This window comes from Streptomyces sp. Q2, assembly GCF_056820935.1.
Map to the genome: position 1 here is coordinate 164,630 of NZ_JBXEJE010000015.1, position 22,785 is coordinate 187,414.

The 22,785-nt window shown below is 72.3% G+C and carries 18 protein-coding genes; 11 read left to right on the forward strand and 7 right to left on the reverse strand.

The features are described from left to right. Positions 1 to 250 precede the first annotated feature (250 nt). Complete coding sequence (locus ACWBNA_RS18525) at positions 251 to 1,789, reverse strand: MFS transporter (protein ID WP_482705475.1); 1,539 nt, start codon at positions 1,787 to 1,789, stop codon at positions 251 to 253. A gap of 244 nt (positions 1,790 to 2,033) precedes the next feature. Here ACWBNA_RS18525 and ACWBNA_RS18530 point away from each other — a divergent pair, with 244 nt between their 5' ends. The 9 genes from ACWBNA_RS18530 (at position 2,034) to ACWBNA_RS18570 (ending at position 15,434) form a co-directional block, all read left to right on the forward strand. Then, complete coding sequence (locus ACWBNA_RS18530) at positions 2,034 to 2,831, forward strand: carbonic anhydrase (RefSeq protein ID WP_482705476.1); 798 nt, start codon at positions 2,034 to 2,036, stop codon at positions 2,829 to 2,831. A 162-nt stretch (positions 2,832 to 2,993) separates the two neighbouring features. Next, positions 2,994 to 3,920 carry a GNAT family N-acetyltransferase gene (locus ACWBNA_RS18535; RefSeq protein WP_482705477.1) on the forward strand — a complete coding sequence of 309 codons (927 nt, stop codon included), beginning with the start codon at positions 2,994 to 2,996 and terminating at the stop codon, positions 3,918 to 3,920. Between the two features lie 153 nt (positions 3,921 to 4,073). Then, positions 4,074 to 4,523, forward strand: coding sequence for a hypothetical protein (locus tag ACWBNA_RS18540; protein ID WP_482705478.1), 450 nt, complete (start codon positions 4,074 to 4,076; stop codon positions 4,521 to 4,523). Positions 4,524 to 4,759: 236 nt separating this feature from the next. Then, a complete protein-coding gene (locus ACWBNA_RS18545; RefSeq protein ID WP_482705512.1) occupies positions 4,760 to 6,331 on the forward strand; it encodes an acyl-CoA carboxylase subunit beta in 1,572 nt (523 codons plus the stop codon). A 73-nt stretch (positions 6,332 to 6,404) separates the two neighbouring features. Continuing rightward, complete coding sequence (locus tag ACWBNA_RS18550) at positions 6,405 to 8,162, forward strand: fatty acyl-AMP ligase (RefSeq protein ID WP_482705479.1); 1,758 nt, start codon at positions 6,405 to 6,407, stop codon at positions 8,160 to 8,162. Beyond that, the gene (locus tag ACWBNA_RS18555) at positions 8,159 to 12,325 is read left to right on the forward strand and encodes an acyltransferase domain-containing protein (protein WP_482705480.1); all 4,167 of its coding nucleotides are present in this window, start codon (positions 8,159 to 8,161) and stop codon (positions 12,323 to 12,325) included. The genes ACWBNA_RS18550 and ACWBNA_RS18555 overlap by 4 nt, the downstream gene beginning before the upstream one ends. Positions 12,326 to 12,346: 21 nt before the next feature. After that, positions 12,347 to 13,291: an alpha/beta hydrolase gene (locus tag ACWBNA_RS18560; RefSeq protein WP_482705481.1), complete on the forward strand. Its 945-nt coding sequence runs from the start codon at positions 12,347 to 12,349 to the stop codon at positions 13,289 to 13,291. 122 nt (positions 13,292 to 13,413) lie between these two features. Then, on the forward strand, positions 13,414 to 14,643 hold the full coding sequence (locus ACWBNA_RS18565) for a PucR family transcriptional regulator (protein ID WP_482705482.1): 1,230 nt from the start codon (positions 13,414 to 13,416) through the stop codon (positions 14,641 to 14,643). A gap of 149 nt (positions 14,644 to 14,792) precedes the next feature. Beyond that, complete coding sequence (locus ACWBNA_RS18570; protein ID WP_482705483.1) at positions 14,793 to 15,434, forward strand: cutinase family protein; 642 nt, start codon at positions 14,793 to 14,795, stop codon at positions 15,432 to 15,434. 268 nt (positions 15,435 to 15,702) lie between these two features. Here ACWBNA_RS18570 and ACWBNA_RS18575 read toward each other — a convergent pair whose 3' ends face one another. From ACWBNA_RS18575 to ACWBNA_RS18600, 6 genes are all read right to left on the reverse strand, one after another. Next, positions 15,703 to 17,427 carry a hypothetical protein gene (locus ACWBNA_RS18575; RefSeq protein WP_482705484.1) on the reverse strand — a complete coding sequence of 575 codons (1,725 nt, stop codon included), beginning with the start codon at positions 17,425 to 17,427 and terminating at the stop codon, positions 15,703 to 15,705. Positions 17,428 to 17,580: 153 nt separating this feature from the next. Beyond that, a complete protein-coding gene (locus ACWBNA_RS18580; protein WP_482705485.1) occupies positions 17,581 to 17,754 on the reverse strand; it encodes a CsbD family protein in 174 nt (57 codons plus the stop codon). Positions 17,755 to 17,845: 91 nt separating this feature from the next. Then, positions 17,846 to 18,499, reverse strand: coding sequence for an SAM-dependent methyltransferase (locus tag ACWBNA_RS18585; protein ID WP_482705486.1), 654 nt, complete (start codon positions 18,497 to 18,499; stop codon positions 17,846 to 17,848). A gap of 83 nt (positions 18,500 to 18,582) precedes the next feature. Further along, positions 18,583 to 18,858, reverse strand: a complete 276-nt coding sequence (locus tag ACWBNA_RS18590; RefSeq protein WP_482705487.1) for a hypothetical protein — start codon at positions 18,856 to 18,858, stop codon at positions 18,583 to 18,585. A 73-nt stretch (positions 18,859 to 18,931) separates the two neighbouring features. Further along, the gene (locus ACWBNA_RS18595) at positions 18,932 to 20,899 is read right to left on the reverse strand and encodes a DUF1996 domain-containing protein (protein ID WP_482705488.1); all 1,968 of its coding nucleotides are present in this window, start codon (positions 20,897 to 20,899) and stop codon (positions 18,932 to 18,934) included. A 207-nt stretch (positions 20,900 to 21,106) separates the two neighbouring features. Continuing rightward, positions 21,107 to 21,520, reverse strand: coding sequence for an SRPBCC family protein (locus ACWBNA_RS18600; RefSeq protein ID WP_482705489.1), 414 nt, complete (start codon positions 21,518 to 21,520; stop codon positions 21,107 to 21,109). Positions 21,521 to 21,717: 197 nt separating this feature from the next. Here ACWBNA_RS18600 and ACWBNA_RS18605 point away from each other — a divergent pair, with 197 nt between their 5' ends. After that, entirely contained in the window at positions 21,718 to 22,251 is a 534-nt protein-coding gene (locus ACWBNA_RS18605) for a DoxX family protein (RefSeq protein WP_482705490.1), read from the forward strand. Positions 22,252 to 22,397: 146 nt separating this feature from the next. Next, on the forward strand, positions 22,398 to 22,769 hold the full coding sequence (locus tag ACWBNA_RS18610) for a hypothetical protein (RefSeq protein WP_482705491.1): 372 nt from the start codon (positions 22,398 to 22,400) through the stop codon (positions 22,767 to 22,769). Positions 22,770 to 22,785: the final 16 nt, after the last annotated feature.

The window sequence follows — 22,785 nt, forward strand, 5'->3', positions numbered from 1 at the left end:
TCGGCATGGTCAGCGAACGAAAACTCCACACATTCGCCATCCGCCTGCAAAGAAACGGAAGGGAATGGGGCGACCGCGAGTCGGCCCACACTTGTACGACTTCTCGGTCCAAACGTCTCGAAACCCCAGTTCTGATCGGCCTGTGAAAAGGGCGCCGCCCGGAAGAGGTTCCCACCTTCTCTCACGTCAGGTTTGTCTCCATTAGCGCACGACTCGGCCCGCCCTGACCGGCCCCGGCCCCACCACGTCGTCAGCGGACCCCGGTGTGCCGGCGTTCGACGCGGTACAGGTCCGTGGAGGTGCTGATCAGTTCCCGCTGCTCCTCCCGCGAACCGACCATCGGCTGTGAGCCGTTGAGCGGGACCTGGGCGCTCTCGGGCAGGAACCTCACCGTCACCAGGCCGATGACACCGGCCAGCATCAGGTAGTAGGCGGGCACGAGGTCATCGCCCGTGACGCTGACCAGCGCCTCGGTCACCAAGGGCGTGGTTCCGCCGAAGGCGGCGACGGCGAAGTTGAAGCCGATGCCCATGGCCGCGTAACGGACGGCGGTCGGGAACAGGGCGGGCAGGGTGGCGGCGCTCGGCGCGGCGAAGCAGGCCAGCAGGGTGGAGAGGATCAGTACGCCGAGGATCGGCGCCCAGGTTCCGTCCGCCTTGATGAGCAGGAAGGACGGGACGGCGAGGACGATCATCGCGGCGGCCGCGACCGCGTAGACGGGCCGTCGGCCCACTCGGTCGCTGAACCGCCCGAGGAAGGTGATCAGCAGCACGATCCACACCATGCCGATCAGCACCAGGACGTCGGCGGAACCGCTGGAGCGGTGCAGCGTCTCCGTCTGATAGGTGGGCAGGAACCCGGTGACCATGTAGTTGGTCACGTTGTAGAGCAGCACGAGGCCCATGCAGATCAGCAGTGGCCGCCAGTGGTCCCTGACGATGGTGCGCAGCTCGCTGCCCGCCGACTCCTGGGCGAGGTTCTTCTCGTGTTCGTCCAACTGCTGCTGGAACGCCGGGGACTCCTCCAGCTTGAGCCGCATGTAGAGGCCGATGACGCCGAGCGGCCCGGCGATGAGGAACGGCAGGCGCCAGCCCCAGGAGACCATCTCGGCATCGCTGAGCAGCAGGTTCAGCACCGTGACCAGGGCGGAGCCGAGGGCGTAGCCGGTGAAGGTGCCGAAGTCGAGCCAGCTGGAGAGGAAGCCGCGGCGGCGGTCCGGGGAGTACTCGGCGACGAAGGTGGTGGCGCCGCCGTACTCGCCGCCGGTGGAGAAGCCCTGGACCATGCGGGCGAGCAGGAGGAGCACCGGGGCGGCGATGCCGATGGTGTCGTAACTGGGGATCAGCCCGATGGCGAAGGTACCGGCCGCCATCATGATCATGGTGGTGGCGAGCACCTTCTGCCTGCCGATCCGGTCGCCCAGCGGTCCGAAGACGAGGCCGCCGAGGGGCCGGACGACGAACGCCGCGGCGAAGGTCGCGAAGGACGAGACCACCTGGGCGGCCGGCGAGGCGCCCGGGAAGAAGACCTTGCCGATGGTGGCGGCGAGGTAGCTGTAGACGCCGAAGTCGAACCACTCCATGCAGTTGCCGAGCGCGGAGGCACCGACCGCGCGCCTCAGCAGGGGCGGTTCGACGACCTGGACGTCCTCCTCACGGAAGGCTCCCTTGTTCCGGCGGAGCCGTCGGGTCAGCTCCTCCCGGACCTGCCGGGGCAGATTGGCGACTGATTTCGGGATGTTCCCCCTGCTCGGCGGATTGGACTGCCCCTCGGGCGTCGACTCGACCACGCTGCCGCCTTTCTCCCGACATCACCTGTACCGCGCCGATCGCCCGGCGCACGTCAGAGCTGCTGCCCGAGTTCGCGCGCGGCACACGGGAGACATCCCTCCCGCTCACCGGCCGCCCGGCTGGTCAAGGTAAGCGCTGGGTATCCCCAAGAGCAGGCCAACATCCGCCGATGACTTTCCCCGGTCAGACCATGGTTGGGTAACGCGAAGGATCAATCTCCGACTCGGACATACGTTCCTCTCCGTGAAGACCGAAGACACCCCCCTCAGACCCACTGGCCCGCAGCAGGCCACCTCCGTCCGCGCGCGGTTCGCCGCCTCACGTCCCGCCCGCCGCGGCTTCCTGCGCGCCGGGCTCACGGGGGCCGCGGCCCTCGGGACCGGCGTCACCCTGGGCGCGGCCCCCGCCTCCGCCTCCGCCCCCGCCTCCGCCGCGAGCCGCGGCACGAGCCGTCGTCCCGGCACTCCCGCAGAAGCCCTGCGGGAACTGGCGGCGGGCAACCTGCGCTGGCGCACCTACCGGGAGAGGCACCCGGACGAAACCCCCACCGTCCGGCAGAGTCTGACGTCGGGACAGCAGCCCTTCGCCGTCATCCTCGGCTGCGTCGACTCCCGGGTACCGCCGGAGCTCGTCTTCGACCAGGGCCTCGGTGATCTGCTCACCGTGCGCACCGCGGGGGAGGTCCTGGACGAGGCAGTGCTCGGCAGCGTCGCTTTCGGTGTCCTCGAACTCGGGATCCCGCTGGTCGTGGTGCTGGGTCATCAGTCGTGCGGCGCCGTGAAGGCGGCCGTCCAGGCGGACACCTCCGGCGAGGAGCTGCCCGCCCACATCCAGTATCTGGCCGACCAGATAGCACCGAACATCGACCGCACCAAGGACGGCGACGCCCGCGTCGACTCCACCATCGACGCCAACATCCGGGCCGTCCGCACCCGGCTCGCCGCCGAACCGGATCTCGCCGCGAAGGTGAGCACCGGTCAGCTGGCCGTCGTCGGCGCCCGCTACGAACTGACGAGCCAGCTCGTCCACCACATCGCCTGACCCACCACACCCGGCGCGCGGGCTTCACGGTCCGCGCGCCCCGCACGCCGGGGGTGCGACGCACCGCCCGACGACGCCAACCCTTCTCGCGGCACCAGGCGCAGTGGCGTGCCGGCCCGGAAATCCGTTGCGGCAGCCCTCCCTCCCCCGGACCCTGACCCCATGTCCTCCTTGCCGCGCCCCGCCTCACTCGCCGACGCCCCGGTCATCACCGATCTGCTGAACGCCGTCGACCTGATCGAGATCGGCCGGGGCGAGACCGATCTGCACACGGTCGAAGCCGATCTCACGCATCCGGAGACCGATCTGGGGCGCGACTCCTGGCTGGCCTTCGACGGGGAGCGGCTGGTGGCGTACGGGCTGCTGTGGGACGAGTCGAACGGCGAACGCATCGACGCCGACCACTACGTGCTGCCCGATCACCAGCCGGCCGGGGAGCGGATCCTGGCGGCGATGGAGGCCAGGGCACTGGAAAAGGCGCGTGCCAACGGTGCCGAGCGGGCCGTGGTGCACCTGCATCTCAACGTGGCGCCCACGCTGGACACCGGGCTGCTGCGCGCGCGGGGGTGGACGGTCGTACGGCGGTACCACGTGCTGCGGCGGGCCCTCGGTCCCGGCGAGGTGCCACCGCCGACGGCGCCCGCCGGAGTGCGGGTGCGGTCCTGCGAGGCCGAGGCGGACCGGGTGCGCGTGCACGAGCTGTACCAGGCCTCGTTCGCCGAGCACTTCGACTTCCGGCCGCGCGCGTACGGACAGTGGCTGCACGACGTCGACGGCGAGCGGCTCGACTGGTCGCTGGTGTGGGTCCTCAGCACCGACGACCTCGGGGACGTGGGGTTCCTGATCGCCCGTGACGACCGCGAGGCCATGGGGTGGATCCGCAGTGTCGGTGTGTCGCGCGAGGCCCGGGGGCGAGGGCTGGGCGGGTTCCTGCTGCGGCACGCGTTCGCCGCCTTCGCCGGGCGGGGACGGGATGCCGTGGGACTCGGCGTGGACACCGCCAACGCCACGGGGGCGCCCGAGTTGTACGAGCGCAACGGGATGGGCGTGCACTACGCCGTCGACACCTGGGAGGTGACTCTCACGTGAGACCGGCATCGGTCAGGGTGACCGCGCCGTTCGCCCGAGTGCGCCTCTCCAGTGGTGGGATCCCGGGAGCTGGCTGACGGTGGATCACGTCGAGGTCGGGTCACGTCGGCTGACGAAGTGGCAGCTGTCCCGGCCGAGGCGGAAGGAATGCAGATGCGCTCTACACGCATGCTCCTGGCCGCGGCGGCGGCCGCGGCGGTCGTCGGGATCGCCGCCCCCGGCGCCCACGCGGCCGAGGGCGACTGGGGCCAGAAGTCCTCGGGCAGTCATGAAAGCTCTTCGTACGGCAAGGAGCACGGCAAGGACGGCAGGCACGACGCGCCGCGCGGTGGCATGCACACCGGTGGCGGCGCGCTGACCGTGGCGGACGACGAGCAGTGGGGCACGGCACGGGACCCCAAGCACGACCCGGAGACCTACAAGGACTCCTACGGCGGCGGCCACTCCAAGGGCGGCCACGACAAGCCCCGCGGAGGGATGCACACCGGAGGCGGCGCGCTTGCCTCGCCGGGTGTGACCGCCGGTGGGCTGGCCGTCCTGGCGGTCGCGGGCGGCGGTCTGTACATGGCGCGCCGCAACAGGGTCGCCGGGAACCCGGCCTGACCCGTGCCGGACGCGATAGCGGCCGAGGTCGCCACTCCCGCGCCGAGTGGCGGCCTCGCCGGCTTTCCCGGCGATCCAGCACCGCGGCGGCGCTGTTTTGGGGGAACGTGAGGGGCCACTTGTCACTCCGGGACTAAGCGGCGTCGCTCCGCACTCACCTCAGGCAAACGCACCACCGATCTGCCCGGTCCTCCCCGCGGTCGCTGCCATATTCGAAGGCGACTTCGGAGGTGGCTGTGACGACAGAGGTGACGACACCCGAGGCAGCGGAGACGGGGTGCTCGACCGACCGAACCGTCGACCGTGTCGCCGACCTGGAACGCCGCCGAGCGGCGGCGGTGGCACCGGGCGGTCCGAGAAGACGCGGGGAGTTCGGGGCCCGGGAGCGGATCGAACGACTGCTCGACGCAGGGTCCTTCACCGAGACGGGACAGTTCGTCCGGGCCCGTTCCACCGAGGGCGCGGGGCGCCGGCCGTACGGTGACGGGGTCGTCACCGGGCACGGCACGGTCGACGGCCGTCCGGTGTGTGTGTTCGCCCAGGACTCCACCGTCTTCGGCGGCAGCATGGGCGAGGCCTTCGGGGAGAAGACCGTCGCCCTGATGGACCTGGCCCTGAAGACCGGCTGCCCGGTCGTCGGGCTCAACGACTCCGGCGGCGCCCGCATCCAGGAGGGCGTCGCCTCGCTCGCCCTCTACGCCGAGCTGGTACGCCGCAACGTGCAGGCGTCCGGGGTGATCCCGCAGCTCTCGGTCGTGCTGGGGCCGTGCGCGGGCGGGGCGGCCTACTCGCCGGCCATCACCGACTTCACGGTGATGGTGGACGGCGCCTCGCACATGTTCGTCACCGGGCCCGACGTCATCGAGGCCGTGACCGGAGAGCGCACCACCGCCGAGGACCTGGGCGGCGCCCGTGCCAGCAACGCCGTCAACGGCAACGCGCACTTCCTCGCCGCCGACGAGGGCGACGCCTTGGAGACCGTACGGGAACTGCTGTCGTACCTGCCCGCCAACAATCTCGAACGGCCCCCCGATTACGCGCCCGGAGCCGCGCCCGCCGCCGACCGGCTCGACGAGATCGTCCCCGACCGGCTCGGGCAGGTCTACGACATGCGGGACATCCTGCGGGCGGTCGTGGACGACGGTGAACTCCTCCATGTGCAGGAGCTGTTCGCGCCGAACATCATCTGTGCGCTGGCCCGGGTCGAGGGCCGTTCGGTCGGGGTCGTCGCCAACCAGCCGCTGCATTCGGCCGGGGTGCTCGACATCGACGCCTCCGAGAAGGCCGCGCGCTTCGTGCGGTTCTGCGACGCGTTCGGCATCCCGCTGCTGACCTTCGCCGACGTCCCGGGCTATCTGTCCGGTGTGCGGCAGGAGCGGGGCGGGATCATCCGGCGGGGCGCCAAGCTGCTGTACGCCTATGCCGAGGCGACCGTTCCCAAGGTGACCGTGGTCGTCCGCAAGGCGTACGGCGGCGGCTACGCCGTGATGGGCTCCAAGCATCTGGGCGCCGACGTCAACCTCGCCTGGCCCACCGCGCGGATTGCCGTCATGGGCGCGGAGGGGGCGGTGGGGGTGCTGCACCGGCGTGAACTGGCCGCCGCCGACGATCCCGAGGCCCTGCGCGCCCGACTCGTCGCCGCGTACGAGAGCACGTACGGCACCCCTTATCTCGCCGCCGAACGCGGATACGTCGACGCCGTCATCGCGCCGCGCGAGACCCGCGCCCACATCTGCCGCGCCCTGCGCACCCTGCGGGGCAAGCGGGCACCGATGCCGCAGCGACGGCACGGCAACATCCCGCTCTGAGCCCCGGTCCTTTCCACCGCGCAACGCCTCCGCCCCGCAAGACGCTTCCGCGACGTGAGGAGCCACCCCCCTGATGGACAGCCGCCCCCCGCTCACGCCCGCGTGCCGGACCCTGCCGGAGTACGTGCGGCACTGGGCCGAAGCCGCCCCCGACCGACGGGCCTTCACCTTCGTCGACCATCCCGCCCCGCACTCGCGCGGCGTGCACCGCACCCTGACCTGGCGGCGCCTGGACCTGCGGGTACGGGCGCTCGCCGCCCGGCTCGCCGAGGAGGCCGAACCAGGAGCGCGCGTGGCACTGCTGTGCCCGCAGGGCGTCGAGTACGTCACCGGGTTCCTGGCGGCGCTGGCGGCCGGGATGGTCGCCGTACCGCTGTACCCGCCCGGTCTTCCGGGGCACGCCGACCGGCTCGCGGGGGTGCTGGCCGACGCGTCCCCCACCGTCGTGGTGACCACCAGCCGCGAGGTGGAGACCGTACGGGAGTTCTGCGCGGACGCGTCCGTGCGCGTCGTCGGCGCGGACCAGGTCGCCGACGCCGCCGCCGAGCACTTTCGGCCGGTCGCCGTCGACCCGGAGGCGGTCGCCTATCTGCAGTACACCTCCGGGTCGACGCGGGCGCCGGCGGGCGTGGAGATCACGCACGGCAATGTCGTCGCCAACGCGCGGCAGGCGCTGACCGCCTACGGTGCCGACGCGCACCCGGTGACCTGTGTCGGCTGGCTGCCGCTGTACCACGACATGGGGCTGGTGCTGAGTGTGGCCGCTCCCGTCGTGCGGGGACTGCTGTCGGTGCTCATGGACCCGGCGGCGTTCCTGCACCAGCCGGTGCGCTGGCTGCGGCTGCTGGCCGCGCATCCGCGGGCGCTCACCGCCGCGCCCAACTTCGCCTACGACTACTGCGCCGCCACCGTCACGGCCGAACAGAAGGCCGATCTGCGGCTGGACGGTGTGGCCGCGCTGATCAACGGGAGCGAGCCGGTGCGACCCGGCACCGTCGACCGCTTCCACGCCGCGTTCGCCGAGCAGGGCCTGCCGCCGGACCGTCACTGTCCCTCGTACGGGCTTGCCGAGGCGACGGTGTTCGTCAGTGCCGCCCGGCCCGGCCGGCCGCTGCGGCGGTTCGCTCTGGACCGGGACGCCCTCGCCGCCGGCAAGGCCCTGCCCGCGCGGCCGGACGACCCCAGGGCCGTGCTGCTGGCCGGCTGCGGCACCCCGGCGGGCCAGCGGGTGCGGATCACCGACCCCGCGACGGGCGTCGTCCTGCCGGAGGGGGAGGTCGGTGAGATCCGGGTGCAGGGGCCCAACGTCGGCCGCGGCTACCGCAACCGGGCCGCGGAGACCCGGGACGTCTTCGGCGGGCAACTGGCCGATCCCGGAGCCGGCGGCCGCTGGCTGCGGACCGGCGACCTGGGGACGGTGCTGGACGGGCAGTTGCTGGTCACCGGGCGGCTGAAGGACCTCATCGTCGTCGACGGGCGCAACCACTATCCGCAGGACGTGGAGGCCACGGCCCAGGAGGCGCATCCGGCCGTGCGCCGCGACCGGCTCGCCGCCTTCCCCGTGCCCGGTCCGGAGGGCGAACGGGTCGTGCTCGTGGCCGAGCACGCGCGCACGGCGCGCCTCGACGCGATCGACCTGCCGGCTCTGGTGCGGGCGGTGCGCGCCGCGGTCTCCGTGCGGCACGGGCTGCGGCCCGCCGACGTGGTGCTCGTGGCTCCGGGGACCGTGCCGCGTACGTCGAGCGGGAAGGTGTCGCGGGCGCTCACGCGGGCGCGCTACCTGGAGGGCGCCTACGGGCGGCCCGCCGGGGCGGCGGGAGGCGCGGGATGACGGCCGTCGACGAGGCGACGCTGCGCCGGCTGATCGCCGAGCGGGTGGCCGCCTGGAACGACATGGCACCCGAGGACGTCCCCATGGACCGGCCGCTCGCCGACCTCGGCATGTCCTCACGGGACGCGGTCGCCCTGGCCGGAGAGCTCTCGCACACCCTCGGTCGCGAACTGCCCTCCACCCTCCTGTGGGAGACGCCGACCGGCGAGGCACTGGTGGCCCGTCTGTGCGGCTGGGCGGAGGAGGTCACCCCGCTCCCGGTGACTTCCACGGTGTCGCCCGGTGAGCCCGTCGCGGTCATCGGGGTCGGTTGCCGGCTGCCCGGCGGGGTGCACGGGCCGGCCGACTACTGGCGGCTGCTGTGCGAGGGCGTCGACGCGATCCGACGGGTGCCGGAGGACCGGTGGCGCGACTTCACCGCGTTTCCGCCCGCCGACGCGTCCCCGTACGGCGGCTACCTCGACGACGTCGCGGGGTTCGACGCGGACTTCTTCCACATCACCCCGCGTGAGGCGGCGGTGATGGATCCTCAGCAGCGGATCCTGCTGGAGGTCGTCCACGAGGCGCTCGACCACGCCGCCGTCCCCGCCGCGTCCCTGGCGGGTACCGCCACCGGCGTCTTCGTCGGCATCTCCGCCCCGGAGTACGGGCAGCTCACCGGTGCCGACCCGGCCGCCGTCGATCCGTGGGCGCCGGCCGGGGCGGCCCTGAGCGTGGCCGCGGGACGCCTGGCGTACGTCCTGGACACCCACGGGCCGAGCGTGGCCGTCGACACGGCCTGTTCCTCCTCGCTGGTCGCCCTGCACCAGGCCTGCGTCAGCCTGCGGACCGGCGAGAGCGACACGGCGATCGCCGCCGGGGTCAACCTGCTGCTCTCCCCCACCGTCGGTGTCGCGTTCCGGCGGGCCGGGGCGCTGGCACCGGACGGCCGGTGCAAGCCGTTCTCGGCGACGGCCGACGGGATCGGCCGTGGTGAGGGGTGCGCGGCCGTGCTGTTGAAGCGGCTGTCCGACGCGGAACGTGACGGGGACCGGGTGCTGGCGGTCATCCGCGCGACCGCCGTCAACTCCGACGGCCGCTCGGGCGGCCTGATGGCACCCAACCCCGCCGCCCAGCAGGCCGTGCTGCGGAGCGCGTACGCCCGGGCCGGGCTCGATCCGGCGCGCGTCGACTACGTCGAGGCGCACGGCACCGGCACCCCCCTCGGCGACCCGATCGAGGCGGGCGCGCTCGATGCCGTCCTCGGCGCCGGCCGCGACCCCGACCAGCCCCTGCTGCTCGGTTCCGTCAAGAGCAACCTCGGCCACCTGGAGTCCGCCGCGGGCATCGCCGGCCTGGTGAAGACGGTCCTCGCCCTCCACCACGACCGCATCCCGTCCTCCCTGCACTGCGCCGCCGGCGCCTTGGGCGACGCCCGCCTGCGCGTGGTGACCGAGCCCGAGCCGTGGCCCCGCTACGGCGGCACAGCCGTCGCCGGCGTCTCCGGCTTCGGGTTCAGCGGCACCAACGCCCATGCCGTACTGGAGGAATGGCGGCCCGGAGCCCTGCTGTCCGGCACCGGCCAGGAGCCCGCGGCCCGCCTGTACCCGCTCTCCGACGCCGACACCGAACGCCTCCACGACACCGCTTCCCGGCTCGCCGACTGGCTCCGCACGGGCGAGGGCCACGCCGCACGCCTGGCCGACGTGGCGCGCACACTCGCCGGGCGCACCGGCCGCGGGCCGCTGCGGGCCGCCGTCGCCGCCCGCGACCGGGGTGAACTCGCCGACGCCCTGGACGCGTTGGCGGCAGGACGGACCGATGCGCGGCTCGTCACGAGCAAGCGTGGTGCCCTCGGGCGCGGGCCGGTGTGGGTCTTCTCCGGGTACGGCAGCCAGTGGGCCGGCATGGGCCGGCGGCTGCTGGAGGAGGAACCGGCGTTCGCGGCCGCCGTGGAGAAGCTCGATCCCCAACTGGCCGCGGAATGCGGCCTGTCCCTGTACGCCCGGCTGGCCTCCGGTGACGGCCTGGACCGACTGGAGGTCGCGCAGCCCGTCCTGTTCGGGCTTCAGGTGGCCCTCGCCGAGCTGTGGCGTTCCTACGGTGTCGAACCCGCCGCCGTGATCGGCCACTCCATGGGCGAGGTGGCGGCCGCGGTGTGCGCGGGCGCCCTGGACGTGCCGGACGCGGCCCGGGTGATCGCCGTACGGGCCCGGCTGCTCAGCCGGCTGAGTGGCGGCGCCATGGCGGTCGTGGACCTGGAAGACGGTGAACTGGAGGCGCTGGCCGACGAGTTGCCCGGGGTCCATGTGGCCGTGCACTCCTCGCCGCGACACAAGGTCGTCACCGGCGACGAGGCGGAGGTGGCTCGGCTCGTCCGGCGGTTGGAGCGGGAAGGCCGGGCGGCCCGGGCCATGCGGGTGGTGGGTGCCGGACACTCGCCCCAGGTGGACACGTTGCTGCCGGAGCTGACCGAGGCGTTGGCCGGGCTGCGGGGGCGGCGGCCGCGGGTGCCGGTGTACTCCACCGTGCTGGACGATCCGCGCGGGGAGAGCGAGTTCGACGCCGCGCACTGGGCGGCCAACCTGCGGCGGCCCGTGCGGCTGGACCGGGCGCTGGCGGCGGCCGCCGCCGACGGCCACACCGCCTTCGTGGAGATCTCGCCGCACCCCGTGTTGACGGGGGCCGTCGTCGACACCGTGCCCGACGCCCTCACCGTGGGCACGCTGCGGCGCGACGCGAACGGCTCGGCGGGGTTCGTCCGGCAACTCGGTGCCCTGTACGCCGCCGGAGTGCCGCTGCCCCTGCCGCCCGGCCGTGTCGTCGACCTGCCCGCACCGCGCTGGCGGCATGTGCGGCACTGGTGGACGGACGGCGCTCGCGGCCGCGACGGGTCGGCGCCTCTCACCGGGGACCGGTCGGCGCAGGCACCCGTTGCCGCCGAGGGCTGGTCGGCGAAGGCGCCCGTCGCCACCGGGAGCAGGTCGGCGGAGGCACCGGCCGCCGCCGGGAACGGGGCGGCGCAGGCGCCGGTGGCCGGGAAGAGGCCGGCGCAGGTGCCCGTGGCAACCGGGTCGGCCGATGCGCCGGTCGCCGCCCCGCACACCGGGTCCACCTCCGTGCTCGCCCGGCTCAGCCACCACGTCGCCGCCGTCACCGGACACCCGGTGGCCCGGATCACGCCGGCGGCCGCGTGGGCGGACCTCGGGCTGGACTCGCTGATGGCCGTCCGCATCCGTACGGCCGTGGAGCGCGAGTTCGGTATCGAGCTGCCGTTGCGCGACCTGCTCGGCACCGCCACCGTCGAGGAGGCGGCCGCGCGGGTCCGGCGGGCGGTGGGCGAGGGCTCGCCGTTGCGGATGCTGCGGGACGCCGGATCCGGAGCCCCGCTCTTCCTCGTGCATGCCGCCGGCGGTCCCACCGACGTCTACCGGACGCTGGCCGAACGGCTCGGGGACGACCGGCCGGTGTACGGGCTGGAGCGGGTGGAAACGGCGCGCACGGTGACCGAGAAGGCCCGCCGCTACGCGGAGGCGATCACCACCGCCCACCCCGACGGACCCTGTCTGCTGGGCGGTTGGTCCTTCGGCGGGTTCGTCGCCCAGGAGACCGCCCGGCAGCTGACCGATGCCGGGCGGGACGTCGACCTGGTGGTCCTCATCGACTCCGTACGGCCCCTCCCCCAGCCGGGACGCACCCGGGCCGACCGGATCCGCGACCACTTCACCGGCTTCGCCCGGCATGTCGCCGAGACCTACGGTGCCCGGCTGGAGCTGCCGTACGACGAACTCGTGGCGACGGACGACGACGGGGAGCGTATCGACGCCGTGCTGCGGGCGCTGCGCGAGGCCGTCGACGTGCCCCCGGCGGCGCTGGAGCATCAGCGGTCCTCCTATCTGGACCTGACGATCGGCGAGGCACACCGGCCGGGCACCTACGGCGGGCGGGTGGTCCTGTACCGGGCCACCGAGCCCGCGCCGCACACCGTGCGCGACCCCGCGTACGAACGGGACGACGAGGCGCTGGGCTGGGACGAGGTGTGCTCGCGCCTGGAAGTCGTCCCCGTTGCCGGACACCATCTGTCGCTGCTCGACCCGCCGCACGTCGACGAGATCGCCCTACATCTTCGGCGACTTCCCGGCGCACCGGCGTACGCCGCCGGAAGAGCCGAGCAGACCAACTGAACCGAGATCCGAGGAGCCGCCATGCCTGACCGCACCACCGAAGTGCCCCGGCGCGCCGTCACCAGGGCGGCGGCCGCCGTCGGTCTGGCCGTCCTGTTCGGAGCCGGGACGGCCACCGGGCGTGCCCGGGCCGCGACCCGGCTCGGGCCACGCACCCTGGACGTGTCCGTGAACTCCGCCGCGCTGGGCCGCAGCGCGGCGGTGCGGCTGATCCTGCCGTCGGGATTCGACACGCAGCCGACCCGGACCTACCCCGTGCTGTACCTGCTGCACGGCGCCCACGACGACTACACCTCCTGGACCCGGGAGACGGACATCGAGGCCTTCACCGAGGGCCGGAACCTGATCGTGGCGATGCCGGACGCGGGCCCCACCGGTATCCCCACCGCCTGGCGCGACGGACCCGACTACGAGACCTTCCAGGTGCGGGAGGTGCCGGCCCTGCTCCGCAGCTCCTACCGGGCCTCCGGCGTACGGGCCGTGGCCGGGGTGTCCACCGGCGGGTACGGGGCCATGGCGCACGCGGCCCGGCACCCGGGCGCGTTCACCGCCGCGGCCTCCTACAGCGGCATCCTCGACACCACGGCGCCCGGCGTGCCGAACATCATGGACGCCATCGTGGCCCGCGAGAACCTGGCGGCCCACTCCCTGTGGGGCAACCCGATCCTCAACCTCCTGACCTGGCGCGACTTCAACCCGCGGGCCCGCGCGGAAGGGCTGCGCGGCACCGCCCTGTACGTCTCCAACGGCAGCGGACTGGCCGGCGGGAGCGGTGATCCGCTGCCCGGGGTGCTGGAGAGCGCGCTGTGGCCCTCCGCGCACGGTTTCACGGACACCCTCGCGCGCCGCGGTGTCCCGGTGACCACGCACTTCTACGCGGGAGGGGGACACAGCTGGGCCTACTGGAAGGGGGAGTTCGCCGCGTCGTGGCCGATGCTCGCCCGTGGGCTGGGTCTGCCCGAGTGATGTCGGAGCCGGCGGGGCACGGAACGGAGCGCAGGGATCGTCCGTCCAATCCAGGACGTCCCACTCGCCCCATGGGAAACAACCCGTGGGTGAGCCGCTTCCGGGTGAAAGGAGTGTCCGCGATGGCGGTCCCCGTCCCGCACGGCGTGCCGGCCGGCCCCACAGCCGGGCCGGTGCCGCCCGATCTGGCCCAACTGCTGCGTGCTCAGCTCGAATCCGTCGCCGACGAGGTGGAGGAGGAGGTGCGCAGACAGGTTCCCGAGTACCTTCGCCTGGCCGACAGGGATGACCGGCGCAATCTCAGAGCCGGGGTGGTGCAGGCGCTGACGCTGTTCGTCGACCACATCGCCGACCCGCGCGGCCGGAGCGACGCGATCGCCGCGACGTACTACGAACTCGGGCGCGGCGAGGCCCTGGAGGGCCGCAGCCTGGACGCGTTGCAGTCGGCGCTGCGCGTCGGAGGGCTGCACGCCTGGCGGCTGATGGGCCGTACGGCGGAACAGCTCGGGCTGGACTCGGCAGCCGTGTCGGCGCTCGGCGAACTCGCGTTCCAGACCGTGCACGAGGTCGCGGAGGCGGCCGCGGCCGGTTACGCGGAGGCCCGGTCGCACAACACGGACGAGCTGGAACGCCGTCGCAAGCGCCTGCTCGACCTGCTGCTGGGCGAAGGGCCGGTGTCCCTGGAGGCCGTACAGGACCTCGCGCACGGCGCGCGGTGGCCGGTGCCGCGGCAGGTCGCGGTCGTGGCCCTCGCGACCGGGCCCGACCAGCGCGAGGAGGAGCGTCCGCTGGCCGCCGCCGGCGCGCTGGTGGACATGGAGTCACGGCCGCCGCGCATGCTGGTGCCCGACCCGGACGGGTCCGGCCGCTTCGGCGGCCGGGCGTTCGCCCTCGCGCTGCGCGGGCGGCCGGCCGCGATCGGCCCGACGGTCGGCGTCACCGAGGCGGCTCGGTCACTGCGCTGGGCCGGCCGGGCCCTGGGACTGATGGGCCGCGGGATCCTTCCCCGGCAGGGCGTGGTGCACTGCGCCGACCATCTGTCGACACTGCTGCTGCACGGCGACGAGCCCCTGCTCGCCCACTTGCAGGCACGGGTCCTGGCCCCGCTCGACACCGTCTCGGCCGGGCAGCGCCCCCGTCTCGCCGAGACCCTGCTCGCCTGGCTGCTCAGCGGCAGCAACGTCCCCGACGTCGCCGCACGGCTCCACATCCACCCGCAGACGGTCCGCTACCGCCTCAGGCAGCTGGAGAAGCTCTTCGAGGACGCCCTGCACGATCCCGACACGCGGCTGGACCTCGTGCTGGCATTGCGCGCCGAGGCATTGCGGGAGCAGTCGCCCGACAGCCGGTGAGATACCCGTCGAAAACGATGCTCACGACAGCTCAAAAAGCCGCGACAATTCCATAATCCTCTGCATAACACTCCACCGGTGAAGCGAATACGTTCGGGGCCGTCCCACTTCCCCGGCGCATCCCGCGCCCCACACGCGGAGGATTCCCCATGCGTATCCGCTTGTGCCTCGCCGCGCTCTCATTGGCCGGCGGGGCAGGACTGGCAACTGTCTCGGCACCCACCGCAACAGCCGCCGCCTGCACAGACGTCGATGTCGTATCGGCCCGAGGCACCTTCGAGCCGGGCACGCTCGGCTTCATCGTCGGAGACCCGGTGTATTCGGAACTCCGGAAGAAAATCACCGGCAAAACCCTGTCCAGCTACAGCGTGGACTATCCCGCGAACCTTTCCCTGACCTCGGCCGCGCAGGGCAACAGGGATCTCGTCAACCACGTCACAAGCCAAGCGGCGGCGTGTCCCAATCAGCGCTTCATTCTGGTGGGATATTCGCAGGGCGCGAATGTCGTCGACAACTCGATAGGCATCAGCAGCGCGGGTGCGGTGGTCGGCAGCCCCATCGTCGCCACGATCCCCGCCACCCTCGAACCCAAGGTCTCCGCCGTGCTGCTGTTCGGCAACCCGATCCGGGCCATCGGCAAGAGCGTCACCGGCACCTACCAGAGCCGCACCCTCGACATCTGCGCAGAGGGCGACCCCGTCTGCGAGTCCGGAGGAGGCGACACGGGGGCCCACCTCAGCTACCGCGACAACGCGGCGGAGGCGGCCACGTTCGCCGCCGGCAAGGTCTGAGCAGGCAAGGTCTGAGCCGCACAAGCCGGTGGGCCCGGGAGGTGATCACCTCCCGGGCCCACTCTTGTGGTGTGGGGACTCCTACGGGACTCCTACGGGACTCCCAAGTGACTCCTACGGGACTCCCATGGGGCTCCTATTCGGGCGAGCGCGCGAAGCGCGTGAGGCTGGTCGAGACGGGCTCGGGCAGTCCGTTGTTCTGTNTGGGGACTCCTACGGGACTCCTACGGGACTCCCAAGTGACTCCTACGGGACTCCCATGGGGCTCCTATTCGGGCGAGCGCGCGAAGCGCGTGAGGCTGGTCGAGACGGGCTCGGGCAGTCCGTTGTTCTGTACGGGCGCCGCGGTCAGCACGTCGAGGTGCTGGTAGCCCTCGGCGATCACCGGGTCCAGGTCGGCCGGTGCGCGGCCCGCCAGCAGTCCGTCGCCCGCGAGCACGGTGAGCGTGGGGTTGGCGGTGAGCCCCTCGGGGTGGACGACGAGCCGCTTCACCTGCGGCGAGGTCGCCAGCTGGATGTCGGTGACCAGCTTGGTGGGGAAGTACTGCTCGGTGAAGTCCAGCGGCTGTTCGGCCATGCTGCGGGCGAGCCCCTGGATGTCGGTGACCTCCTTGGCGGCCGAGGTGAACGGCGTGCCGTCGGCGGACCGGTATCCGGGGTCGTCGCTGTCGCCGACACGGTCGTAATTGCGCCATGTGTACAGCGGGCCGTTCGGCTGGTCGGGGATGGCCTTGTAGTCGGTGCCGAACGGGCCCGCCTGCTGGTCACCGCCGTTGGCGACGGGGAAGCTCTTGTCGACGACCGGCCCGCCGTCGAAGAAGCCCACGCTGCTCTGCAGGAACGCGAGCGGTACGGAGTTGTCGTCCATCAGCGCCCCCAGCATCGCCGCGTTGGTGAGCCGGAAGTCCTTCACCGTGGGTGAGCCGGTGAGGAAGGTGGCGGTGTCCTCGGAGAACAGGAAGCGGTTGGTGGCCTCGATGTTGACGTTCGAAGGCAGGTAGCGGGGCAGGTCGGCCTCGGCGTCGGGGGCCCGGAGCGCACCCAGGCCGGCGACGGCGAGCACGGTCATGGTCTCGGGGTTGAGCAGCACCGGAGCGGACAGAGAGCGGGGCAGCACCCCGCTGTCGAGCCCGGCTTGCACCGCGCCGTAGCCGAGGCCGATGTCGGGCAGGTTGGTGTCGTCCGGGATGCTGCCGCTGAGGTCGGCCAGCGAGGTGGAGACGGTGGTGTCGAGGGCGAAGTAGCCGGCGCACTGGTTGAAGCCGGCGTCCGCGGTGGTGGTGCGGTCGCCGTCGAAGTCGGCGGCCGCGAAGTAGCCGGTGATCACGCCGCCCAGCGAGTGGCCGCCGCACAGCACCTTGTGCTTGCGCAGTGACGGGTCGGGCAGTTCGGCGGCGAGCAGGTCGTACTGGTCGCGGACGGTCTGCTCGATGCCGAGCTTCGCCATCCAGCCCAGGCGGGCGTTGCCGACGTACCCGTCGAAGGTCCGCCCTTCGACCTGCTTGCCCCGGTAGTAGTAGTCGATGGCCGTGTGCTGGTCGCCGGAGGCGATGCCGGTGCGGTCCTCCAGGCAGTTGGAGCGGCGGTCCAGGGCCCAGAACTCGATGTGGCTGCCCTGCTCGGCGGCCCGTGCCACCGTGTTGCGGGCGACGCTGTCGAACGCCCCGGCTCCTTCCAGGATGCCCGGCTGGGCCACCAGGATCCGGTCGGCGTCGGCCGAGGCGTCCGGTCCGGCCGAGGAGCGGTAGCGCAGGTACGACAGCCAGTCGCACGCCGCCGGACGGGCGCCCGCCGACGCGGGCAGCGGCACCTTCACGCGCACCACCGACTCGGTCACCCCGGCGACCGGTGACGTCGACGCCACCGGCGTCTCGGTCCGCTCGGTGCGTGCCTGCGCGTCACCCGGTGTGGCGGCCGTGAGTGCTCCCACGATCAACAGCACCGCCGCCGCGGCGCTCCGCCACGTTCTCTTTTCGCTGCGACTCAGGTTCATAGCCGGACGGTAGGACCGTGAGTTCGGTGCTCTCAGGCAGTGCTCACGGGAACGCAGCGGCTTTCGTTTCCTTTGTCATCTGGTAACAGCGCAGTCAGCGGGATCCCCGAGGTGTGGAAAGGGATCCCGCTGAGTGTTTTCGTCGATGCCGTGTCAGTGCTTGAAGGTGTCCTTCGCCTTCTCCTTTGCCTGTCGGGCGTCACCCTTCGACTGCCCGCCCCGGCCCTCGGCCTCCATCCGCTCATTGCCCGTGGTGCGGCCGATCGCCTCCTTGGCCTTTCCCTTGGCCTGTTCCTTCTTCGCCTTGGCCTTCTGGTCTCCGGCCACGTTCCATCACTCCAAGCCGCTGTTGACTGGCGGTTTGTCTGCGTATCGGGTAACCCGCACCGTCTTCCCCAAACGCAGCCCCCGTCGCGCTTCAGGTGCGTCGGATCCGCCATACGTTGTCCTCGCGGAAGCCTTCGACTCCCTCGGGGGAGACGCATTCCCTGCGCACGGCGGCCATGGTTTCCACGCTCCAGTTCTCCTCCGGAAGTGCGAGCGCGGAAAGCGTGCCCTCCAGCGTGGGGAACTCCATCTCGACGGGCGCTTCGCTCTGCCACGACGGCCATCCGGCGTGCATGACGATCAGGAGCGTGCCTCCCCCGGCGACCGCGGCGGCCGCCTGCCGCAGGATCTTCTCCTGGTCGAGGCGTACCGGGGACTGCAGGAACTGGGCGTTGACCAGATCGAAGGCGCCCTCGGGAAACGTCGTGCCCAGCTCGTGCCGTTCCCACGTCGTGCGGTCGCCCACCCCCGCGTCGGCGGCGTGCGAGGCGGCACGCTCGAGGGCCGTGTGCGAGATGTCGACGCCGGTGACCTGCCAGCCACGCGCTGCCAGCCACACCGCGTCGGCCCCCTCGCCGCAGCCGAGGTCCAGGGCGGTGCCCGCGGGGAGGTGGCTCGCCTCCCGTACCAGGAGCGGATTGGGGCGGCCGCTCCAGACTCGTTCGCTGTCCTGGTAGCGGGCTTCCCAGAACTCGGCGGCCTGGGTCGGGGGGACGGGGTGAGTGGTCGAGTGGCTGTGAGTCATGGTGCCAAGCCTGCGACGCGCCCGAACAGCAGGCAAAGAGAGTTGCCGGTACGGCAAAAACCCGATTCCGCCGTACCGGTTCACTACTCCGCCTCCGTGCGGGCCACGGCCGTCCTCACGTCCGCCTCCACCTGCTGCCGTGCCCGGCCCTGTTCCTTCGCGAACTCCGCCACCGCGGACCGGATGTCGCGATCCAGGTCACGCCAGGCCCGGAACGCGGTCTCGTACGTGAGGGTCTGCTTCTTGGACCACTTGTGCTCGGCGGGCGGCCCGTAGGCGCGGCTCAGGTCTTCGACCCGATGATGCGCCTGGTCGGCCGCGCGCTGCTTCTCCACGAGCTCTTCGAAAGTGTGTCCCACGTCAAGTGATCGTAGGCAGGATGCCGGCTTTCCGCGCGTCGAGCCGGACGGGCCGACGGGCGCGCCTGCCGGTCTACACGGAACCTCGCCTGGTGCGACGCAGCAGTACGAACCCGCAGATGAGGAGAACCGCCCCGGCCGCGGCCGGCCACAGCTGGCTTCCGGTCTCGGCCAGTGAGCCACCGGCCGTCTGGGGTTCGGTCTGTGCGCCGGCAGGTGACTGCGCGGCCGCTCCGATCGTCGGTGCGGCGGAGGCGGTGGCCTCAGCCCCGGTCTCGTCCGTCCCGGTCTCGACCAGGTCGTTCGACCAGGCCTCGGGGAGCGTGGCGGTGGCGCTCCGGGAGGGGGTGGGCGTGGCGTAGACCTTGGGTTCGTCACCGGCCGGCGCGGTGGGTGAGGCGTCGGGCTTCGCCCCACCGTTCTCGCCCTCGCCCTGCTCGCCGTTCTCACCGGCCGAGGGGGCGGGAGTGGCCGTCGGCTGCTCCTGCGGCTCTTCGGAGGGCTGCTCGGACGGCGGCTCCTGCGGCTCTTCGGAGGGCTGGTCGCCCGGCTGGTCCGTCGGCTGATCCTGCGGGTCCTCGCCGTTGCCGGGGTCCTGGTCCGAGCCGGGGCCGCACTGACGGCCCTCGTTGATGCAGTCGACCATGTCCCGCATGAGGGCTTCGTCGAAGACGTTGATGAAGTCGCCGTGGTCGGTGACGGGCTTGTGCAGCTGCTCCGGGAAGGAGTCCACGGCGAAGAGCGGGGTCGTACGGCCGCCGTCCTGAAGGCTCGGCGCGTCGACGTCGTACACGATGCGCTGCACGAGCTGCGGGATGGCCTGGAAGCCGGCCGGGCAGGCGCCGTCGGCCTGGGCGAACGCCACGTGGGTGCGGTGGTTGGCACTGTCGATGTTGCGTCCGTCCCAGCAGCTCTGGAACGTGAAGGTGCGGACCACGTCGCTGTCCTGCGGGCACAGCGGGTACTTGTCCTTCAGCTGCCGGTCCTCGAACCCGGTGCAGCTCCAGGACGCGTTGGCGTTGGCGGTTCCGTTGACGAACGCCTTCGCATCGCCGGTGATGATGCGCAGGAGCCTCGGCATGGCCGTGACCTCGCCGCGCGGGCTGCCCACGAACGTGAGGGTGACCTGCCGGGGCGTGACGATCTCACCGGCGTTGCCCTCGATGCCGCCGCCCGGGGCGGCCGCGTCCTGCTCCTGCTGCCCGTTCTGCAGGCGCAGCACGGGCCAGTAGTACGACGACTTGTCGCCCTTGTCCTCGCAGCTCGTGTCGGCGTTCGCGAGGTCGTCGTCGCCGGCGAAGGCGTCGTTGGCCTGGTTGCCGACGTAGTCGTGGAAGTGGTGGGCACCGTTGGAGACACCCGGGGCGACGATGACGTTGTCCGAGTTGAACAGGCCGCCCTCGTTCACGCCGCAACTGGTGACGAACGTGCCGCGCGAGGCGTCCGCCTGGGCATTGGGGGCAGCCGCTGCGGGCTGCACACTGGTGATGTCGGCGAAGTCGGCGGCGACGGGGCCGTTGCCCGCCTGCCCGCCGTTGCCCGGCTGCTGGGCGCCGTCGCCCTGGTCCTGACCGTCGCCCTGGTCCTGACCGTCGCCCTGGTCCTGACCGTCGCCCTGCTGCTGCTCCTCGCCTTGTTGCTGCTCCCCGCCGCCGCTCTGCTCGTCGGTCGGGTTGTCGGGCGCACGCAGCGTGCAGTCCGCCATGGCGTCGATGCCCTGGGGACGGTCTCCCGTCCGGTCGATGGCGGCGGATATCCGCCCGATCGTCGCGGCCCGGTCCTCCTTGAGGGGGTCCATGATCCCGCTGTCGGGCTGCGTGTTCCGTGCCGGGTCCTGGAGTTGCCGGTAGGCCTCGGCCACCTGCTGGTCCAGGGAGGCGAGTTCCTTGTCGACGTCGGCCCGCGCCTCGTCGGGCACGGTGGTCAACTGGGCACCGACGTCCGGACAGTAGATCGTCGCGGCTCCCAGGACCCGGGCCTCTGCGGACCCCTGGTCGCCCGAGCCGCCGCCGGTCGCCGAGGCGTACACGTTGGCCGCCATCAGCCCACCTCCGCCCAGCATCAGTGCCACTGCGGCAAAGGTCGCACGTCGTGCGCCTGTTGGGCGTCTGCGCCTGTTGTGTCCCACGGAAGTACTCCTGCGCGGTTCGTCCGTACGGGCATGGAAATCCCCCGGCCCTATACGCAGGAGAAGCCCCGGGTGTTCAAGCGCCCCGGAAATTCACAGAAAACTCCTACGCGACGGTCATCAGCCCGCCGCATGGTCGACGCGCAGCCGGACCTGTTCCTCCAGGCGGCGCAGGCTGCTGTCCAGGGCGTCGTGGACGGTCTGCCGGCCGGGGTCGTGGCTGTCGTCGAAGAACGACAGGTGCACGGTCACCTCGCTGGCCCCGCTGTCGAGCCCGGCGACCTGCAGCCAGCCGGCGTAGCTGCCCTGGTCGCGCGTTCCCCATTCGAGCCGCATCTGTTCGCGACGGCACTGGAGCAGCGCCCGGGTGTCGTGGTCGGCGCGGTCCTCGTGCACGGTGACGGCGGGCGGGTCGTCGGCGTGCACGTGCAGGGCCTCGGGCAGCCAGGCGTCCAGCTGCTCGACCTTGGCGGCCTGGTCGAAGACGTGCTCCGGCTGGGCCGGCATCGTGCGGGAACGCTCGTACTCGGTCATCGGTACACCGTTTCTTCCTGGCCTCTTCTTCCTGGCCTCGAATCCTCGTCGTACGACGGACCGCGTTCCCGGCCTGCCGGAACCGAACCGGACGTTCCGCGGGGGAGGGCCGGCATCGAATGAGCCGGCACCGGCCGGGAACCCGGGGAGCGCAGCTTGCACCCCACACCGCTCGCACCCACACCCCTGGAGAGGCCATGAGTCTTCTGCGTATGGCCGGCCGCCCGATGCTCGCTTCCATGTTCATCGCCGGCGGCCTGAACTCAGTGCGCGATCCCAAGGCGGTGGCCCCCGTGGCCGAGCCCGTCGTCCAGCCGATCACCGAGCGCGTCGAGGCGCTGCCCGACCGTACCGAACAGGTCGTACGCCTCAGCGGTGCCGTACAGGTGGCGGCGGGAGTCCTGCTCGGCATGGGCCGTGTCCCGCGGGTCGCGGCTCTGGCCATCGCCGGCACGCTCGTGCCCACGACGCTGGCCGGGCACCGCTTCTGGGAGGCCGAGGACCCCTCGGACCGCGCCCAGCAGCGCATCCACTTCCTGAAGAACCTCTCGATGCTCGGTGGGCTGCTCATCGCGGCGGACGACACCGCCGGGCATCCCTCGGTGTGGTGGCGCGGTCGCCACAGCGCCCATGACCTGCGGCGCGAGGCGCATCTGGTGCGCCGTTCCATCCGTGCCACCGCCGGGCCCGCCGCGGCGGCGGGCCGCCTGCGGGCCAGGCTGCCCGCCTGACCGGCCACGGCTTCGCCTCCGCCGACCCGCACCCTGCCGGAAATCGTCCGCCTGGATGCCTGCAGTGCGGGTAGTCGGACGGGTCACGACTTCGCACGCGCCGCCCGGGACCTCCCGGGCGGCGCCGATCCGTCAGGGGGTTGGGAATGAGGCGCTTGGTGCACTGGCGCGGCCGTACCTCGCGCGAGGTGGCCGCGCGACGCGCACGCCACCTGCGCGCACAGCTGGGGGTGGCGGCGGACATCGCGATCGCCGCGCAGCGCAAGACGTTGGCGGCCCGGCTGGAGGACGTCGGTCACGACGGGGCGGGCGAACGGCTGCTGCGCGGCCGGGTGAACGTCGACGACGTGCTGGAGTACGCCCGCCAGCACTTCGCTCTCACCTCGGCCACCCGGGAACAGGCCGCCGCCGTGCTGCGCACCCGCTACGAACTGCGGGGCGGCCACCGGGATCTGGACACCGACGCCTACTCCCCGGCCGCGGGAAACGCCGCGCGAGCCGGAGAAAGGGCGGGCTGAGGTCACGCGGGACCAG

Bases quoted from the DNA above. Each gene is read 5' to 3' on its own strand.
- ACWBNA_RS18535 (WP_482705477.1), top strand. From the start codon at position 2,994: ATGTCCTCCTTGCCGCGCCCCGCCTCACTCGCCGACGCCCCGGTCATC.
- ACWBNA_RS18540 (WP_482705478.1), top strand. From the start codon at position 4,074: ATGCGCTCTACACGCATGCTCCTGGCCGCGGCGGCGGCCGCGGCGGTC.
- ACWBNA_RS18550 (WP_482705479.1), top strand. From the start codon at position 6,405: ATGGACAGCCGCCCCCCGCTCACGCCCGCGTGCCGGACCCTGCCGGAG.
- ACWBNA_RS18555 (WP_482705480.1), top strand. From the start codon at position 8,159: ATGACGGCCGTCGACGAGGCGACGCTGCGCCGGCTGATCGCCGAGCGG.
- ACWBNA_RS18560 (WP_482705481.1), top strand. From the start codon at position 12,347: ATGCCTGACCGCACCACCGAAGTGCCCCGGCGCGCCGTCACCAGGGCG.
- ACWBNA_RS18565 (WP_482705482.1), top strand. From the start codon at position 13,414: ATGGCGGTCCCCGTCCCGCACGGCGTGCCGGCCGGCCCCACAGCCGGG.
- ACWBNA_RS18570 (WP_482705483.1), top strand. From the start codon at position 14,793: ATGCGTATCCGCTTGTGCCTCGCCGCGCTCTCATTGGCCGGCGGGGCA.
- ACWBNA_RS18575 (WP_482705484.1), bottom strand. From the start codon at position 17,427: ATGAACCTGAGTCGCAGCGAAAAGAGAACGTGGCGGAGCGCCGCGGCG.
- ACWBNA_RS18585 (WP_482705486.1), bottom strand. From the start codon at position 18,499: ATGACTCACAGCCACTCGACCACTCACCCCGTCCCCCCGACCCAGGCC.
- ACWBNA_RS18595 (WP_482705488.1), bottom strand. From the start codon at position 20,899: ATGGCGGCCAACGTGTACGCCTCGGCGACCGGCGGCGGCTCGGGCGAC.
- ACWBNA_RS18600 (WP_482705489.1), bottom strand. From the start codon at position 21,520: ATGACCGAGTACGAGCGTTCCCGCACGATGCCGGCCCAGCCGGAGCAC.
- ACWBNA_RS18605 (WP_482705490.1), top strand. From the start codon at position 21,718: ATGAGTCTTCTGCGTATGGCCGGCCGCCCGATGCTCGCTTCCATGTTC.
- ACWBNA_RS18610 (WP_482705491.1), top strand. From the start codon at position 22,398: ATGAGGCGCTTGGTGCACTGGCGCGGCCGTACCTCGCGCGAGGTGGCC.